Origin of the sequence: Variovorax paradoxus (assembly GCF_030815975.1) — a bacterium.
Taxonomy (GTDB): domain Bacteria; phylum Pseudomonadota; class Gammaproteobacteria; order Burkholderiales; family Burkholderiaceae_C; genus Variovorax; species Variovorax paradoxus_N.
This window is the reverse complement of the sequence record NZ_JAUSXL010000002.1, coordinates 1,174,944-1,191,050: the sequence shown is the minus strand read 5'-3', so window position 1 is coordinate 1,191,050 and position 16,107 is coordinate 1,174,944. Positions and strand designations below refer to the sequence as shown.

Genomic DNA, 16,107 nt, shown 5'->3' with positions numbered 1-16,107 from the left:
ACGCTGGATGCCGATACGTGCTGTAGACGCTTGAATTCTGCCTTGGAAGAGAGGGATTTGACACATGGGCTCTACCTGCTTGCCCATGCGTGCGCCGGCAAGGCAGGTCCCTAGGGCCGGTCGTCCAGTTCTGTCGCGTCCACGATCTGGGAAATCTCGGCGGCTTCGAGCCGTCCATGGCTGAGCTTCACGACCATATTGCATTCCTTTGCGATCAGCGCCGGCGAGTGCGAGGCAAGGACCAGGATGCCCGACTTGGAAACGACGTCCCGCATGCGCTTTTCCGCTTTTTCGGTGAAGTCGGCGTCGCCCACCGAGAGCCATTCGTCCATGAGGAGAATATCGGCCTCGACGCTGGTGGAAATCGAAAAGGCGAGCCGCATCATCATACCGGTGGAGTAGGTGCGCACGGGCATGTTCACATACTGCCCAAGTCCGCTGAACTCGCAGATCTCCGGGATCCGTGCGTCGATCTCCTTTTTGCTCAGACCCATGACGAGCCCGCGCAGCATGATGTTCTCGATGCCCGTTGCATCGGGCTCGATGCCAAGGGAAGGATCGATCAGGCTCGATACCGTTCCCTCGCGCTTGAACTCGCCAGCGGAAGGCTCATAGACGCCAGCCAGTGTGCGGAGCAAGGTCGATTTGCCCGCGCCGTTGTGTCCGATCAGGCCCAGGCGGTCGCCGCTCTTCAACTCGAGGTTGATGTCGCTCAGTGCCTGAACGACGGTGACGCCGGTCTCCTTGCCAAACCTGCCGCCGGTGACGGATGCCGCCAGCGTCTTCTTCAATGACGCTGCACCAGCGCCATAGATCGGAAAATTGACAGCAACGTTTTTGAGTGAAATAGAAGCCATGTGTCAGAGCCAATAGACAACGCGTCGACGGTATCTGGAAAACAAAATTGCGGAGCCGACGAGAGTCAAGGCCGACCATCCCAAGATGCCCAGCCAGCTGTGCGCAGCGGCAACTCCGCCCATCAGCGGCGTGCGCAGCAGGTCGAGCATCTGGGCAAACGGATTCCACAGGATGTATTGGGCGCGGTCCGGAAGACTCTCGGGCAGCCAGAATACGGGAGTCAGGAACATCAGCATCTGCATGACGCTGGTCACGATTTGGGTGACGTCGCGGAAACGGGTGCAGATGAGTCCGAGCAGCAGCCCCAGCGCGTGCGCATTGATAATCGCAATTGCCATTGCAGGAATGACCAGCATGACAGACCACGAAAGCGAGATGCCCGCCCAAATGGCAACCGGGATGTACAGCACGATCTGATGCGCAAACTGAATCAGATTCCGAGCCAGACTGCGCCAGACGAACAGACTGATCGGAAAGTAGCCTTGCTTGAGGTAGTTGGAGGATCCAACGAAGGCGTTGCATGACTCCGTGACAACGCTGGAAAAGAAGCCCCAGAAAATGATGCCCAGCGCGAGGTGGGGGAAGAACTTGGAGAGTTCCGTCCCGAACAGCGAACTGTACAGAGGCCCCATGCCGCCGATCATTGCACCCATGCTCAATGTGAGCCAGAGCGGCCCCAGCATCGAGCGGCGATAGCGCAGCACGATGTCGAACCAGGCGAGCGTCCACCAGATGTCGGTGCGGCGGGTACCTTCCCACCAGTCAGCCCATGGGCTGCGATGCAAATTGGAATGGACTTGGCTCATGGACGCCCGCAGGTGTTGGTCAGGCGGACGAAGCCGTCCTCGACTGGATGTTCTCGACACTGGGCTTCAATAAGCACCAGAGCCTCGTTGCCGATGTTCGTCAATCGATGGTTCTCTTTCAATGGATATCGCGGTATTCGCCGAGGAGGGAGCTCGTATTCGACGAGTTTTCCTGTGGCAATGCCAGGCCGACCCGGGATTCTGCGCCTCTCGGGAGGACGGCTGACAGCACGCGCATTTTCTTGTTCGAATGTGAAGAAGTGGATAATTTTACCGGCCCTCGTCTTGGGAGGCTCGTAACTATTGGAACCCGCTATTTTTCATGAGCACCGCTCGCCCCCTTGAGGTCTCCGTTGCTCTCTGCACCCACAACGGCGCGCATTTCCTGCGCGAGCAGGTGCGCAGCATCTGCCTCCAAACCTTGCCGCCCGTGGAAATCGTGCTGTCCGACGACGCGTCGACCGACGGCTCGGTGGACGTGGTGCGCGCTGCAGTGGCCGAGTGCGCGGCCGAACGGCCGGCGCACCCCGTGGCCCTGCGCATTTTCGAGAACAGGCCCGCGCTGCGCGTCGTCAAGAACTTCGAGCAGGCCATTGGAGCCTGCACCAGCGAACTGGTTGCGCTCAGCGACCAGGACGACGTCTGGCTCCCCGAGCGCCTCGCCCAGATGGTGCCGCTTTTCGAGAGTGATCCGAATCTTCTGCTTTTGCACACCGATGCGCGCCTTGTCGACGCCGAGCGGCGCGACATCGGCGATACGCTGTTCCATGCGCTCGAAGTCACCCCCTCGGAAATCGAACGCATCCATGGCGGCAAAGCCTTCGACGTGTTCCTGCGGCGCAACCTCGTGACCGGCGCGACCACGGTTTTTCGCCGATCGCTGCTTGAGCACGCGCTGCCTCTGCCCGTCGAATGGGTGCATGACGAGTGGCTGGGCATCATCGCGTCGGCCATCGGCCGGGTCGATCTTTTGGAGCAGCCGCTGATCGACTACCGCCAGCACGCGTCGAACCAGATCGGGGCGCGACGCGACACCTTCGCAGCCAAGGTGCGCAAGGCACTGGCTTCCAGGGGTAACACGCATGTCGAGCGGGCCATCAAGGCTGAGTTGCTCTTTGGACGGCTGCAGAAGATCGGAGACAGGGTGTCGCCCGAGATTCTCGACAAGGTGCGTAGCAAGATAGAGCACCAGCGCTTTCGCGCGGCCTTGCCCGAGTCTCGATTGGCGCGCTGTGTGCCCATCCTGCGCGAAGCCATGTCCGGCCGCTACGACAAGTTCGGCCGTGGCTTCCGGGGCGTGGTCCGCGACCTCTTCGAATCTGTGTAGGTTGCGCCAAAGCGAATTGCGTCACTCCAGAAAAACAATGACCACCACGAATCCCTTTTCAGCAGCCATCGCCGGCGCCTCAGGCCCATCACCTTCCTGCGATCCTTCGCAAGGGCTACAGCATCACTTCGTGGACAGCCTACCTGCCGATCGCGGTTCGCCGTAGGGTCGCATGTCGTTGCTCCCGGCTCTCTTGGCTGCGGTACTTGCCGGCTCCACCCGCACTTCGGCCTTTACTTTCCGAATAATTGACCCATCCATGAGGCCTTCGCTGTCCGCGCCATCCCCCGCTGCCCATGTCCGCGCCGTCGGGGCCACCGTCCGAGCCACCGCATGACAACTGGTCTGGCCATGCGGCGCCGGATCGCCAGCATCCTGGGCAAGGTGCGCGGCGCCATCGCCCGGGGCCGTGGCATCGGCGCCACCTTGGTGCGGGGCGCATTCCCGGTTCTGCGCGAATCGGGGCTTGGCGGTTTCGTGCGCGCGGCACGCGCCCTGCAGCGGGGCGAGGGGCCTCCGTTGCTGACCGATCCGCAAGGCCCCGATCGCTTCCGGTATCGCGAATGGATCCGGCGCTACGGCCAGCCTGCCGCGACCGGCTGGTGGCGCCTGACCGATGCGGCGGCCCGCGTACGCGCCGAAGCCATGACGTTCACCGTCCTCATGCCGCTCGATGCTGGCACAGGCGAGCAGTTCGCCCGCGCCGTCGCGTCGGTTCGCCAGCAGGTGCATCCGAACTGGACGCTGCACCTCGTGGCCGCGCCAGGCCAGCGTACCGGTCTCCACGGGTCGGCGATGCGACTTGCCGCTGAAGACGCGCGCATCGCATATTGTGAAGCGCCGTTGCCGCAGGCGATCGCGAGCGTCGCAACCCCTTGGCTGGCGCTGCTGGACGCGCGCGATGCCCTCGCACCCGATGCGCTCTTGCGTGTCGCCGAGGCGCTGGTTTCTGAGCCGCAGGTGCGTCTGGTCTATTCCGACGAAGACCGCGTCGACGCCCACGGACAGCGATCCGCGGGTTGGTTCAAGCCCGACTGGAACCTCGATCTGCTGCGCTCGCAAGACTTCATGTCGCGGCTGGCGGTCCATGACGCGCGGCTGGTGCGAGAGGTGGGTGGACTGGACGCGGCCTGTGGCGAAGCGGCACCCTATGACCTCGTGCTGCGCTGCGTCGAACGGCTCGCGCCGGCGCAGATCGCGCACGTGCCGCAGGTGCTCTATCACCGGCACGTGGCGGCGGCGGACAACGGGCATGCCGATCTGTCCGATGGTGCACCGGCAGGCGGCGAGCAGGCGCTGCAGGCCCACCTGGCACGCTGCGGCGTGGCCGGCGCGGTGCAGCGCGTTTCCTTCGGCTTCAAGGTGCGTTACGCGCTGCCGGCCGACGCGCCGTTGGTGTCGTTGATCATTCCCACCCGCAATGCGTTGGCGCTGGTGCGGCAATGCATCGAAAGCATCCTGGCGAAGACGGCGTATCCGCGATTCGAGATCATCCTGGTCGACAACGGATCCGACGACCCCGAGGCGCTGCGCTACTTCGACGCACTTGCGCGGCGTCCCGACGTGCGCGTGCTGCGCGACGACGGCCCATTCAACTACTCCGCGCTCAACAACCGGGCCGCCGCGATCGCGCGGGGCGAGTTCCTCGGGCTCGTCAACAATGACATCGAGGTCATCGCGCCAGAATGGCTGGTCGACATGGTCGGCATCGCGCTTCAGCCCGGCGTCGGAGCAGTTGGCGCGCGCCTTTGGTATCCCGACCGCACGCTGCAGCATGGCGGCGTGGTGCTGGGCTACCGCGGCGGCGTGGCCAACCATGCGCACCGCGGGCTACGGCAGGGCGAGCCGGGCTACTTCGGCCGCGCGGCGCTGACGCAAAGCTTTTCCGCCGTGACGGCCGCGTGCCTCGTCGTGCGCAAGCGCCTCTACGACGAACTGGGGGGACTCGACGAGGAACACCTCACGGTGGCCTTCAACGATATCGACTTCTGCCTGCGCCTTCGCGAAGCCGGTTACCGCAATGTCTGGACGCCCGAGGCCGAACTGTTCCATCACGAATCAGCGACGCGTGTCTCGGATTTCGCCGGGCCGGCGCTGCAGCGCTTTCTTCGTGAAGAGCAGTTTATGCGCCGGCGCTGGGGCGCGCTGCTGACGGCCGACCCCGCCTACAACCCCAACCTGAGCCTCGCCGCCGAGGATTTCAGCTACGCTTGGCCGCCTCGAAACCCTTGGCTCCCCCCTTCGACATGACAGCAGGCCCGAACGCCGCCGCCGCGCCAACGCCCCCTTTGTTTCCGTCGCGCTGTGCACCTGGAACGGCGTGCGCTTCGTGCGCGAGCAGGTGCGCAGCATCTGCCCGCAAGTCCGACCGTGTTGCACCGGATACCATACACAAGGCGCGCGACAAGCTGGTGTATCAGCGCTTCCGGGCCGCGCTACCGCAATCGCGCCTGGCGCGCTGCGTGCCGGTATTGCGCGAGGCGGTGCCCGGCCGCTACCAAAAGTTCGGCCGTGGCGTCCGCGGCGTCGTGCGCGACCTGTTCGAGGCAGTGTAGCCCCGGGGTTCGTCGCACCCCTGTCCGTGCCTTCCCAAAAAAAAGACCTGCATGAACCCTGTTACCCGTCGCTTCAATCCTCCGGACCCAACCGTCGTCGTGATCATTCCTTTCTACGACGGTGCGAGCTTCATCGAAAGGGCCGTGCGGAGCGTGTTCGAGCAGACCGTTGCGGCGGACGAAGTCGTTGTCGTCAACGACGGCTCGTCGCCCGAAGAGCGATTGGCGCTGGGCCTCTTGGCTGAGCGCTATCCGTTTCGCATCGTCGACAAGGAGAACGGCGGACAAGGGTCGGCCAGAAACGCGGGCGTGAAGGCATCGAGCGCGAACTACATCTGCTTTCTGGATCAGGATGATTTTTATCTGCCTAACCACATCGAGATCCTGGTCGAAGCGATTCCCGCTAACGAGGCGCGGTTCGGCTTTGTCTATGCGGATCTCTACGAGGCCGATGCGGACGCCAATGTGATCCGGACCGGCGTGGTCAAGCTGGGCGCCAAGTCGCACCCCAAAACGGATCTCTTCGACCTGCTGCGCCACGACATGTTCGTCCTGCCATCGGCCAGCCTGATCAGCCGAACCGCCTTCGATGCTGTCGGGGGGTTCGATCCGCAGTTCACGGGGTATGAAGACGATGATCTTTTTCTGAGGATCTTCAGGAAAGGCTACACCAACCATTTCGTCGATCGGGCCGTGACGGTCTGGTGCATCCACACCGCGAGCACCTCGTTCGGCATCCGCATGGTTCGCAGCCGCTTCAGGTATTTCATGAAGTTGGTTGCGGCCTTTCCGGATGAACCGCGGCGGTCGCTGTTCTACCTGCGTGACTACCTGGTGCCGAGATTCCAGTCGTACTTCGTGGATCATGCAATTGATTCGGCCAAGCACGACAGCCAGTATCGCGCCGAGATGCTCGACATCCTGATCCAGTACGCCGCGGTGATCTTCGCGAGTCCGTCGGTGCAAACCAAGTCGAAGCTCAAGCTGCGCATCACCATCTTCCTGCTGCGCCACGTATCGCCTTCCATGGTCGCAGGGATCGGCTCCCTGACCAAGCTGCCAGGGCTTCGCGCGGTCAGGCGCCTGCTCGACTGATGGCGCCTGGCGTCGTCGGGGCGAGCTGAGCGGCCGGCCTGGCCTTCATAGGCCGTGGCCCTCGAGCAGGATGTCGTCGAGGTAGGGCACTGTCCGAGCGTAGTCCGATCGAAAATGGTCACGATCTTTGTACACCGGCGTCCCGTCGGGCAGTGCCCGGACGCATTGATTCTCGGGGCACAGGAAAGGCAGCGGATCAACAGTCGCTGCACCGCTGCGGACGGCGATCTCGGCCATGCGCCGGTTGAGGTCGTTCTGCGTTGTGCGAAGCGCAATGCGAGGTGTCATCCGCCCGACGTGCATGGTGCCGAGCCGGTGGCCGCTGATCAGATGCTCGGGGCTGTATTCCAGCCCGATCGGGTTGTCCAGCAGCAGGTAGACCTTCTTCCTGGAAGCGATGCGTTTCAGCAGAATCTCCAACGAGGCCAGCGATGCGTCCACCCCGCTGCCTTCGCGGAAGAGAAGTTTTTGTGGGCCTGCGCGGAAGTAGAACCCTTCCTCGCTGAGGGGGCCCGTGGCCGGCTGGGCCTGATCGATGAAATAGCAGTTCCAGCATCCCCCGATGACGATGGTGTCGACATCGTCGGTCAAGGCGTAGTCGATGAAGGCCGTTCGCAACTCGTCGCAGCCCGGCGTGGCGTCGCGAAAAATCCCCGGAACGAACGGACATCCGGGTGCGGTTGCGAACGTGATCGAGTTCATCTGCTGCGCTGGATCCTTCGCCAGTTGTGCGGCACGGATCCCATATTGCTCGACGTGGCTGTCGCCCATGATCAAGACACGCTCCTTGCCGGAGCCGACCCGAAAGACGGTCTGTCCGCTTTTCAGTTTTGCCGGGGTGAGGCCGTCCCCGTACACCCAGTTCTTCCGTGCCGCCTCGACCGTGTCGAAGTAAGTGTCATCCAGGCGGCCTGTGAGCCGGCTCGTCAGGGCGAAGACACCGAGCACAGCCAAGCAGGCCACGGCTGCGCCGAGCGTGCGCGCCATGCGCGGCGCCGACGAGACTCGTGCCGGGCGTTCGACAAATCGGTAGGTGATCCAGGCCAGCAGAACCGCTGTCGCCAGCAGAAGGGCACGCAGGCCTTCGGATGGCAGGCCGCCTTCCACGATGCGCGCGAACACCAGCAGCGGCCAGTGCCAGAGATAGAGCGGATAGCTGATCAGGCCGACCCACACCATCGGCTTCGAGGCGAGCACGTAGCGGTTGAGCACGCCGGTCGGGCCGGCCGCAATGCAATAGAACGCGCCCAGCGTGGGCAGGATGGCCCAGAACCCCGGAAACGCCTTGTCGCTGCGGATGAATGCGAGGCCGAGGCCGATCAGCGCCAGCCCGGCGATCGACTGCGCATGGCGCCCCCAGCCCGGCTTGGGCAGCGGCCGGTGCAGCCGCATGTACGCCAGCATGCCGCCGATCATCAGCTCCCAGAAGCGCGAAAGCGGCGAATAGAACGCCGCCGTGCGGTGGCTGTGGATGGTCGTGACATTGAGCAGGAACGACATGGCCGCCACCGTGCCCACCACCGCGAGCACGCGCCACTTGCGCTTCCAGGCCAGGCCGATCAGCACGGGCCAGAAGATGTAGAACTGCTCCTCGATGCCCAGCGACCACAGGTGCAGCAGCGGCTTGGTCTCGGCCGCGTTGTCGAAGTAGCCGGCCTCGCTCCAGAAGGCGAAGTTCGAGACGAAGCCCGCACCCGCGGCCACGTGCTTGCCGAGCTGCTCCCATTCGTGCGGCAGCAGCGCATACCAGCCGAAGGCAAAGGTGGCCGCCAGCACCAGCGCCAGCGCCGGAAAGATGCGCTTCACGCGCCGGGCGTAGAACTCGCGGTAGCTGAACCCGTCGCCCTCGAAGCTGCCCAGGATGATGGTGGTGATCAGGAAGCCCGAGATGACGAAGAAGATGTCGACCCCGATGAAGCCGCCCTTGATCCACTGCGGAAACGCGTGGTAGCCGAGCACCGAAAGCACGGCGACGGCGCGCAGGCCGTCGATGTCGGGTCGGTACTTGGGATGGAGCAGGTGGGCGTGTTCCTGCGGGGCTGTCGGGCTGCTCGTGGTCGTCATCGTCGTCGTAGGGGAGGGGAAGCGCCTGCGGGTGTCTGGCTTTCCGGCCCCGGATTGTCTTCGCAAACGCAAGCGCGTCCTTTTTCAGGCCCCGCCGGATCGGGCTCGCAGATAGCGCCAGAAAGCGCCCGAGCTCCACACCTTGAGCAGGCTGGTCACGTGCCAGTAGAGGTGCTTCCTGCTGCTGCGGCTGGCGCGCTGGGCCTCGTGGCGCGCGAGCAGGTCTTCCCCCACCTGCAGCTTCCAGCCCGCGAGCCGGGTCCGGGCGCAGATGTCGAAGTCTTCGCCGTACATGAAGAAGCGCTCGTCGAAGCCCCCGATCTGGCGGTAGGCCTGGCTGCGAAACAGCATGAACAGGCCCGGAATCCAGTCCGGCACCGTCGGGCGCACATACCCCGGCTTGCGGCGTGTGAGGATCTCGAGCGGCGTGATGATGGCGCGGTGCTGCTCGGGGGTGCTTTGGCCCGGTTCGAGGATGCGCGGCGTCAGCAGGCCGGCGTCGGGCGCGGCCTGGGCCATCAGCGGCGCCAGCACGTCGCCGTCGAGGCGGATGTCGGGGTTGAGCACCAGGAACCACGGCGTATCGCAGCGCCCGAAGGCCTGGTTGTGGTTGGCGCCAAAGCCCTTGGGGCTGGCGTTTTCGATCCGCTCGACCGCAAACCCCCATTCCAGGCCGGCCAGCACGTCGGGTTCGGGGATGTTCAGCGTGAGCACGACCTTGGCGGTCGAATTGCGGCAGAAACGGTCCAGTTGATCGAGCAGCGGGCGCACCAGCGCGAGCTGGCCGTGGCTGACGATCGAAATGGTGATCGGGGGGGTAGAAGGGGAAGGGGGCGCTGGCATGGTCTAATTTCGCTCGGGAATTCTAGGGTTCCCCAACACCCACACATGATTGCTCTGATCGTCATCAGTTTCTTCGTCTCCGCCTTCGGGGTCCAGCTGTTCATGCGCCGCGCGCGCAGGCACGCCCGGCTCTATGGCGCGGACATGCCCCAGCGCTTCCACAAGGGCCACGTGCCGCGGCTCGGAGGGGCGGGCATCATGCTCGGCATGGGGGTGGCATGGCTGGCCTCCGGCATCACCGGCACCGACCCGTTCAACGTGTCGTGGCCGATCAAGACGTCGGCGCTCACGCTGCTGTGCATTGCGCCGGCGGTCCTCGGCGGCATCGTCGAAGACGTGACGCAGAACGTCAAGGTGCGCTGGCGGCTGGCGCTGACCATCGGCTCCGCCCTGCTGGCGTGCTGGGTGCTGGGCCTGGGCCTGTCGCGCACCGGCATCGAGGCGGTCGACGGCTGGCTGGCCATGGTGCCGTACGGCGCCGTGCTGTTCGCGGCCCTGGCCATCGGCGGGCTGCCCCATGCCTTCAACATCATCGACGGCTACAACGGGCTGGCCGGCACGGTGGCGGTGCTGGTCTGCCTTGCCATCTCGCACGTGGCCCTGCAGGTGGGCGATCGCCAACTCGCGGCCATGATGGTGTGCCTGGTCGGCGCCACCATCGGTTTTCTGATCTGGAACTATCCGCGCGGCAAGATCTTTGCGGGCGACGGCGGCGCCTACGTGTGGGGCATGGTGATTGCCGTGGCCTGCGTGACGCTGGTCCAGCGGCACCGCGTGGTTTCGCCGTGGTTCCCGATGCTGCTGCTGATCTACCCGGTGTGGGAGACGCTGTTCTCCATCTACCGCAAGCTCGCGCGGGGGCAGTCGCCCGGCACTGCCGACGCGCTGCACTTCCACCAGCTGATCTTCCGGCGCATCGTGCGCGTGGCGTTCGCGGACGACGAGGCGCGCCAATTGCTCGCCCGCAACAACCGGACCTCTCCATACCTCTGGATGTTTGCCGCGCTGTCGGTGGTGCCGGCCGTGCTGTTCTGGAACAACACCATCGTGCTGATGCTGTTCTGCCTGCTGTTCGTCACGACCTATGTGGGCGCCTACCTGATGATCGTGCGCTTCAAGGTGCCGCGCTGGCTGCGCCCGTGACGGCGTCCTTGCCGCAAGAATTTTTTCCTTCCATCGTCCTCAACGTTCTGGAGCCCGCCCGCCCATGACCGATCCCGTCCTCAACATTCCCCCGCGCGACAAGGCCGAGATCCTGGCCCAGGCGCTGCCGTACATCCGCAAGTTCCACGGCAAGACCATCGTCATCAAGTACGGCGGCAATGCCATGACCGATCCGGCGCTGCAGGCCGACTTCGCCGAAGACGTGGTGCTGCTGAAGCTGGTCGGCATGAACCCGGTCGTGGTGCATGGCGGCGGCCCGCAGATCGAGGCGGCGCTCAACCGCCTGGGCAAGAAGGGCAGCTTCATCCAGGGCATGCGCGTGACCGACGCCGAAACCATGGAGGTGGTCGAATGGGTGCTGGCCGGCGAGGTGCAGCAGGACATCGTGGGCCTGATCAACCAGGCCGGCGGCAAGGCCGTGGGCCTGACCGGGCGCGACGGCGGCATGATCCGCGCGCAGAAGCTCAAGATGGCGGACCGCACCGATCCGAACCTGCACCACGACGTGGGCCAGGTCGGCGACATCGTCTCCATCGACCCCAGCGTGGTGAAGGCGCTGCAGGACGACGCCTTCATTCCGGTGGTCAGCCCGATCGGCTTCGGCGAGGAGAACGAGAGCTACAACATCAACGCCGACGTCGTCGCCGGCAAGCTCGCCACCGTGCTCAAGGCCGAGAAGCTCATGCTCCTGACCAACACGCCCGGCGTGCTCGACAAGGACGGCAAGCTGCTCACCAACCTGAGCGCGCGCGAGATCGACGAGCTGTTTGCCGACGGCACCATCTCGGGCGGCATGCTGCCCAAGATCGAGGGCGCGCTCGATGCGGCCAAGAGCGGCGTGAACGCGGTGCACATCATCGATGGCCGCGTGCCGCACGCCATGCTGCTCGAGATCCTGACCGACCAGGCCTACGGCACGATGATCCGCGCGCGCTGAGGCCGCAGCAGCCTCAGCCGCCGTTCGCGCCCACCCTGGCAACCGCGGGTTTCCGGCCGAGGAACTCGAAGCCCGCGGCGCCCACCTCCTGCACCGACTGGGGCAGCTTCTCGAAATCGGTCCACAGCGGCGTGCCGCGCAGCGACGGATCGCGCCACAGGTCCACCAGCTCGCCCGTGGGGGCATCGCGGAAGCGCTCCGCGGCTTCGTCGGACACGTTGGCGCGCAGCGCCTGCTCGCACTCCGACGCGAGCCAGCTGACGGCATGGCTGGGCGCGAAATTCTCCGACACCCGCACGCGCTCGGCTTCGAACTCGCGGAACCACTGCTCCAGCCCGTAGCGGGTGCAGTTGAAGAAGTGCCACGGCCGCTCGTGCAGCGGCTGCATGAAGGCGGTGCGAACCAGGATGCGGCCGCCGGGCTTGAGCACCCGCAGCAGTTCCGCCGCCACCTTCTGTGGTTCGCGATAGTGCTCGAAGGCGTTCATGACGATCGCGGCGTCGAAGACCTCGTCGTCGAACGGCAGCACGTGGGCGTCCGCGACCACGTCCGTGTGCCTGAACAGGCTGTATTCGACCTCGACCACGTTGTCGAGCTTTTCCTGCGAGCCGCCGCCACTGAGATTCAGCACCCATCCCTTGGTGCTCCTCGCGAGCTTCAGGGCTTCGGGCGGCAGCGCGTTGCTGACGTGCTCGGCGGGCTTCACCTCGGGCTCGCCGATGTCCTCGCAAAGAACCGGCCGGCCCTGGACGACGGGCCAGCTCCTCCAGCCGTCCACGGTCACCAGTGCGCCGCTTGCCGCGTCGGCCGTGAGCTTGAGTCCCGTCTTCGGACAGCGAAGTATCGGCAGCAGCGTCTGGAGCCGCGACTTCGCGCCGTCGTCGCCGAGAGCCACCTGCAGGGCCGGCGGCTTGCGCGCAAGCCGCTCGTCGATCAGCGAAACCCAGGGGTGCTGGGCCTTGAAGTTCTCGATCAGCCGGCGGTAGTTCTCTGGAACCGTGGTCTCGGCCTTGATCATCGAGCCCGCATGCACGCGGTAGTCCGCGAGCGTTTGCGGCTCCCGCACGCCGCGCTGGCCCTGCTCTGCGAGCCGGCACCAGAAGTCGAAGTCCTCCCAGCCGTGGCGAACATGGTTGTAGCCGCCGACGATCGCCCACGCCTCCTTCGAGACCAGCGCCATCGCATCGATGTAGTTGCCGGCCACGAAGCGCTGCGGCTCGTAGCGGGCGTCGCCGAGCATCGCGCTGGACGCGCCGAAATGCTGGATGGTCGGGTAGGCGAAGGCCACGCGTTCGGTGCGGATGGCGCGGCGCAGCTCCTCGCAGCATTTCGGCCGCAGCCGGTTGTCCGCATCCAGCGGCAGCACGTACGGACTGTCCGCAAGGTTGAAGCCGGCATTGCGAGTCAGCCCCAGGCCGCAGTTCGACGCATGCTGGGCGACCACCACGCGGTTGAAGCGCCTGGCGTGCTGCCGAGCCCATGCCAGTGCGGTGTTCAGCGAATCGTCGGTCGAGCAGTCGTCCACCACCACCAGGTCCAGCACCGCGAGCGTCTGGGCGCGCACGGATTCCAGCGCCTCGACGATGAACTGCTCGTAGTTGTAAAGCGGAATGACGACCGAGACTTCGGCGATCTCGCCCTCGTCGGCCCTGTGTTCGAACAGCACTTGCAACGGCATCAGGCTGGGGCGGCGGATCGGCGCCGAGCGAATGCGCGCATCGAGCGCAAAGCCGCGCGCGGCCAGTGCGTCGCCCTGCAGCTGATCGAGCACGCGGCCGAACTGCGCGGCGCGCTGCAGCGGGCCGTATGAGGCCATGGCATGCAGAAACGCGGCCGAGCCGATGCGGGCCCTGAGCGCGGGGTCCGCCGCAAGCGTCGAAAGGTAGTGGTACCAGTCGTCGGCGGTGGTGGCCAGGAAGCCCGAGACGCCGTGCTCGATCGTCCGCCTGAACGGGCCGGTCGGCGAAGCGATGGTGGGAACGTCGACCAGCGCGGCTTCGAAGAACTTCAGCTCGCTCTTGGCCTCGCAGAACGGGTTGCCGAACTCCAGCGGCGCGATGTTGATGTCGAAGCGCGCAATTTCGCGCGGCAGGGTTTCCAGGGTCTGGAAGGGCCGCCATTCGATGCGGTGCTCCAGGCCGGCCATCGCGGGGTATTCCTCCACGTCGACCAGGCGCATGCCCGATTCGGTCTGGAAAAGCACGAGGCGGCACAGTTCGTTTTCGCGCAGCACGCGCGCAATCGCCTCGATGGCCAGGCCCAGGTCGCGCTGGTGCGTGCGCGATCCGCCGGCATAGCCGATGCGCACCAGGTTGTCGGGCCGCGCGCTGCGCCATTGCGTTGCGCTCTGCCTGGAGAGCTCGAAGGTCTGGTCGTCGAAGCCGTTGAACAGCACATGGGTGGCCTTGCCCGCCCAGCGCATGTGGTAGGCCAGCTCCTGCGTGCTGGCAATGCACACGTCGGCCGCGAGCATCGCCCTGCGCACGCTTGCAAAAAGCGCTCGCACCCCTTCTTCCGGATGGGCGTTGGACCGGATGCCGTCGATCACCTTGGTGTCGGCCAGGTCGGGCTCGATCATCAGGTCGTCGATGTCGAACACCACCTTCTTGCCTTGCGCATGCATCAGCGCGATGGCTTTTTCGAGCACCGGGCTCCACTGGGTGCGCCAGAGAATCATCACGTCGTTCCGCGAGGTCAGGTCGAGCCGCGCTTCGAGCTGGTCCTGCGGGACCCACTCCGCCGGAACGCCGTTCATCCGTGCCGCTTCGATGTAGCGCGCAACCCGGTACAGATGGCCGGGCGTATCGGCCTCGCCGGACACGTAGAAGATCGAGAAGACCCGGCTCGGCAGCGGGGGAATGGGTGGCGGCTCCGTGTCGTCGCTGCCGAGCAGGCCGGCGCGCCGGCCCTCCCGCGCGCCGACCAGCATGTAGTGAAGCAGCGGGTTGAAGCCCGCCGCATCGGCGTAGCGCGCCGCATATTCAGCGCCGCTGAACCAGGGGCCGGGCTGGCGCCCTTCGGCCGCGCCGTGGGTGACGTAGTGCTCCGCGGGGTCCGTGCCGGCCGATGCGACGTCCGGGTAGGTCTTCAGGTACCACTCCCGGTCGAAGTAGGGCGAGAAACGCACGGTCTCCACCGCGCCCAGGTCCACGGGCTTGCCGGCAAGGCGCCGGGCAAGCAGCCGCAGGCGCCTGCGCAGCTTGGCCTTGACGCTCAGGGAGGGGTCGACCCGCAGACGCGTGAAGCGCTCCATCAGCGATTCGACCCGGTCGTCGGCATGGCCTTTCCATGCCAGCGCGGTGCGCTGCTGCAGGCTCTTGGCTTCGCTGGTCTCCTTCAGGTCGTCTCGGGCCTTGTTCAGGTCGGTGGCCAACTGCGCCACGACGTTCCGAAGCTCGGCCACGCGCCGGTTCGCCTGCTCGTGGGCGAAGCCGGTTGCGCGGGCGGCAGCTTCGGCCTGGGCGGCCTTCGCCTGCGCATCGCTGGCCTGCCTGTTCAGGTCTGCCAGCTGGGCGGCCTTCTGGGCCACCTCCTGGGACAGGGCGTTCACCTGGCCTTCGGCGCTGGCGCGGGCCTCGGCCTCGGCCGCGCGGGCGGCCGCCACCTGGGCCAGCTCGGCTTCCACCGGCGCGCGCTGGGCATGGGCCTCGTGGATGCGCTGATGCAGGTCGGCCGAACCGAGTTGTTCGCGCGTGGTGACGAACCAGCGCGTTCCCAGGTGCGAGAAGCGCGCCCTGGCGGCATCCGCGCGCTCGGGTTCGAGGTTGCACAGCGCCATGGCGGCGGCCGGCGCGCGGTCCCCCACGGCCAGCACGCCGAGCCCATGGCCGTGCAGGAACTCGAAGGAGGGATAGTGCCGCGCCTGTTCGGCAAAGAACCGGAACACGCCGAAATTGCCGCTTCGCACATTGGTGTCGTGGAACAGCACCACGGCCTTGTCCGACAGCTTGGGAAGCCAGGTTTCGAAGTCGTGCTTGACCGCCTCGTAGGTATGGAAGCCGTCGATGTGCAGCAGATCGATGGAGCCGTCGGCGAAGTACGGCAAGGCATCGTCGAAGGTGGACTTCAGCAGCTCGGAGAAGGCGCTGAAGTGCTTGTCGTGGAAGTCGCGAAGCTCGTAATAGACCTGGGAATCGAAATGCCCCGCATGCTCGTCTCCGGCCCAGGTGTCCACGGCGTAGCAGCGCGTGGCCGACTTGAGCCGCGCGACGGCCTCGCAGAACGCCGCATACGACACGCCGTTGTGCGTGCCCAGTTCCACCAGCAGGCCTGGCTTGCAGGCGGCCACGATCCAGAACGCGAATGGCGTGTGCGTCCACCAGGCGCTCGCCTTGCCGAGCAGGTGCGGCGTCCAGAAGATCGGATCGAGCACCGGGTGCGTCAGCACGTCGAGCGATTTGTCGACCGTCGGAAGGATAAGTGTGGGTTCTTTCATTTGTATTCCTGCCCGGACGAGTC

11 protein-coding genes are annotated in these 16,107 nt (G+C 65.5%); 6 read left to right on the top strand and 5 right to left on the bottom strand.

Annotation, left to right across the window (positions count from 1 at the left end; genetic code table 11):
* Positions 1-110: 110 nt before the first annotated feature.
* Together QFZ47_RS09345 and QFZ47_RS09340 are read right to left on the bottom strand one after the other, a co-directional pair.
* On the bottom strand, positions 111-857 hold the full coding sequence (locus QFZ47_RS09345; RefSeq protein ID WP_307655377.1) for an ABC transporter ATP-binding protein: 747 nt from the start codon (positions 855-857) through the stop codon (positions 111-113).
* Positions 858-860: 3 nt separating this feature from the next.
* Positions 861-1,664, bottom strand: coding sequence for an ABC transporter permease (locus QFZ47_RS09340; protein ID WP_307655376.1), 804 nt, complete (start codon positions 1,662-1,664; stop codon positions 861-863).
* A 322-nt stretch (positions 1,665-1,986) separates the two neighbouring features.
* Here QFZ47_RS09340 and QFZ47_RS09335 point away from each other — a divergent pair, with 322 nt between their 5' ends.
* The 4 genes from QFZ47_RS09335 (at position 1,987) to QFZ47_RS09320 (ending at position 6,641) form a co-directional block, all read left to right on the top strand.
* Positions 1,987-2,991 carry a glycosyltransferase family 2 protein gene (locus QFZ47_RS09335; RefSeq protein WP_307655375.1) on the top strand — a complete coding sequence of 335 codons (1,005 nt, stop codon included), beginning with the start codon at positions 1,987-1,989 and terminating at the stop codon, positions 2,989-2,991.
* Between the two features lie 333 nt (positions 2,992-3,324).
* Positions 3,325-5,241, top strand: a complete 1,917-nt coding sequence (locus QFZ47_RS09330) for a glycosyltransferase family 2 protein (RefSeq protein WP_307655374.1) — start codon at positions 3,325-3,327, stop codon at positions 5,239-5,241.
* Between the two features lie 161 nt (positions 5,242-5,402).
* The gene (locus QFZ47_RS09325; RefSeq protein WP_307655373.1) at positions 5,403-5,546 is read left to right on the top strand and encodes a hypothetical protein; all 144 of its coding nucleotides are present in this window, start codon (positions 5,403-5,405) and stop codon (positions 5,544-5,546) included.
* Positions 5,547-5,597: 51 nt separating this feature from the next.
* Positions 5,598-6,641, top strand: a complete 1,044-nt coding sequence (locus tag QFZ47_RS09320; protein WP_307655372.1) for a glycosyltransferase family 2 protein — start codon at positions 5,598-5,600, stop codon at positions 6,639-6,641.
* Between the two features lie 45 nt (positions 6,642-6,686).
* On the opposite strand, the gene QFZ47_RS09315 is transcribed toward QFZ47_RS09320, so the two are convergent.
* Positions 6,687-8,705 carry an acyltransferase family protein gene (locus QFZ47_RS09315; protein ID WP_307655371.1) on the bottom strand — a complete coding sequence of 673 codons (2,019 nt, stop codon included), beginning with the start codon at positions 8,703-8,705 and terminating at the stop codon, positions 6,687-6,689.
* An 84-nt stretch (positions 8,706-8,789) separates the two neighbouring features.
* The gene (locus QFZ47_RS09310) at positions 8,790-9,548 is read right to left on the bottom strand and encodes a galactosyltransferase-related protein (RefSeq protein WP_307655370.1); all 759 of its coding nucleotides are present in this window, start codon (positions 9,546-9,548) and stop codon (positions 8,790-8,792) included.
* 45 nt (positions 9,549-9,593) lie between these two features.
* Between QFZ47_RS09310 and QFZ47_RS09305 the strand changes: the two genes are divergently transcribed.
* Both QFZ47_RS09305 and argB read left to right on the top strand, forming a co-directional pair.
* Entirely contained in the window at positions 9,594-10,691 is a 1,098-nt protein-coding gene (locus tag QFZ47_RS09305; RefSeq protein WP_307655369.1) for a glycosyltransferase family 4 protein, read from the top strand.
* Positions 10,692-10,755: 64 nt separating this feature from the next.
* Complete coding sequence (gene argB / locus QFZ47_RS09300; protein WP_021005506.1) at positions 10,756-11,649, top strand: acetylglutamate kinase; 894 nt, start codon at positions 10,756-10,758, stop codon at positions 11,647-11,649.
* A gap of 13 nt (positions 11,650-11,662) precedes the next feature.
* On the opposite strand, the gene QFZ47_RS09295 is transcribed toward argB, so the two are convergent.
* The gene (locus tag QFZ47_RS09295) at positions 11,663-16,084 is read right to left on the bottom strand and encodes a class I SAM-dependent methyltransferase (protein ID WP_307655368.1); all 4,422 of its coding nucleotides are present in this window, start codon (positions 16,082-16,084) and stop codon (positions 11,663-11,665) included.
* Positions 16,085-16,107 lie beyond the last annotated feature (23 nt).

What these genes read in the sequence shown, in the direction of transcription:
- QFZ47_RS09345 (WP_307655377.1), bottom strand. Translation starts at nt 857, where the DNA reads ATGGCTTCTATTTCACTCAAAAACGTTGCTGTCAATTTTCCGATCTAT.
- QFZ47_RS09340 (WP_307655376.1), bottom strand. Translation starts at nt 1,664, where the DNA reads ATGAGCCAAGTCCATTCCAATTTGCATCGCAGCCCATGGGCTGACTGG.
- QFZ47_RS09335 (WP_307655375.1), top strand. Translation starts at nt 1,987, where the DNA reads ATGAGCACCGCTCGCCCCCTTGAGGTCTCCGTTGCTCTCTGCACCCAC.
- QFZ47_RS09330 (WP_307655374.1), top strand. Translation starts at nt 3,325, where the DNA reads ATGACAACTGGTCTGGCCATGCGGCGCCGGATCGCCAGCATCCTGGGC.
- QFZ47_RS09320 (WP_307655372.1), top strand. Translation starts at nt 5,598, where the DNA reads ATGAACCCTGTTACCCGTCGCTTCAATCCTCCGGACCCAACCGTCGTC.
- QFZ47_RS09315 (WP_307655371.1), bottom strand. Translation starts at nt 8,705, where the DNA reads ATGACGACCACGAGCAGCCCGACAGCCCCGCAGGAACACGCCCACCTG.
- QFZ47_RS09310 (WP_307655370.1), bottom strand. Translation starts at nt 9,548, where the DNA reads ATGCCAGCGCCCCCTTCCCCTTCTACCCCCCCGATCACCATTTCGATC.
- QFZ47_RS09305 (WP_307655369.1), top strand. Translation starts at nt 9,594, where the DNA reads ATGATTGCTCTGATCGTCATCAGTTTCTTCGTCTCCGCCTTCGGGGTC.
- argB (WP_021005506.1), top strand. Translation starts at nt 10,756, where the DNA reads ATGACCGATCCCGTCCTCAACATTCCCCCGCGCGACAAGGCCGAGATC.
- QFZ47_RS09295 (WP_307655368.1), bottom strand. Translation starts at nt 16,084, where the DNA reads ATGAAAGAACCCACACTTATCCTTCCGACGGTCGACAAATCGCTCGAC.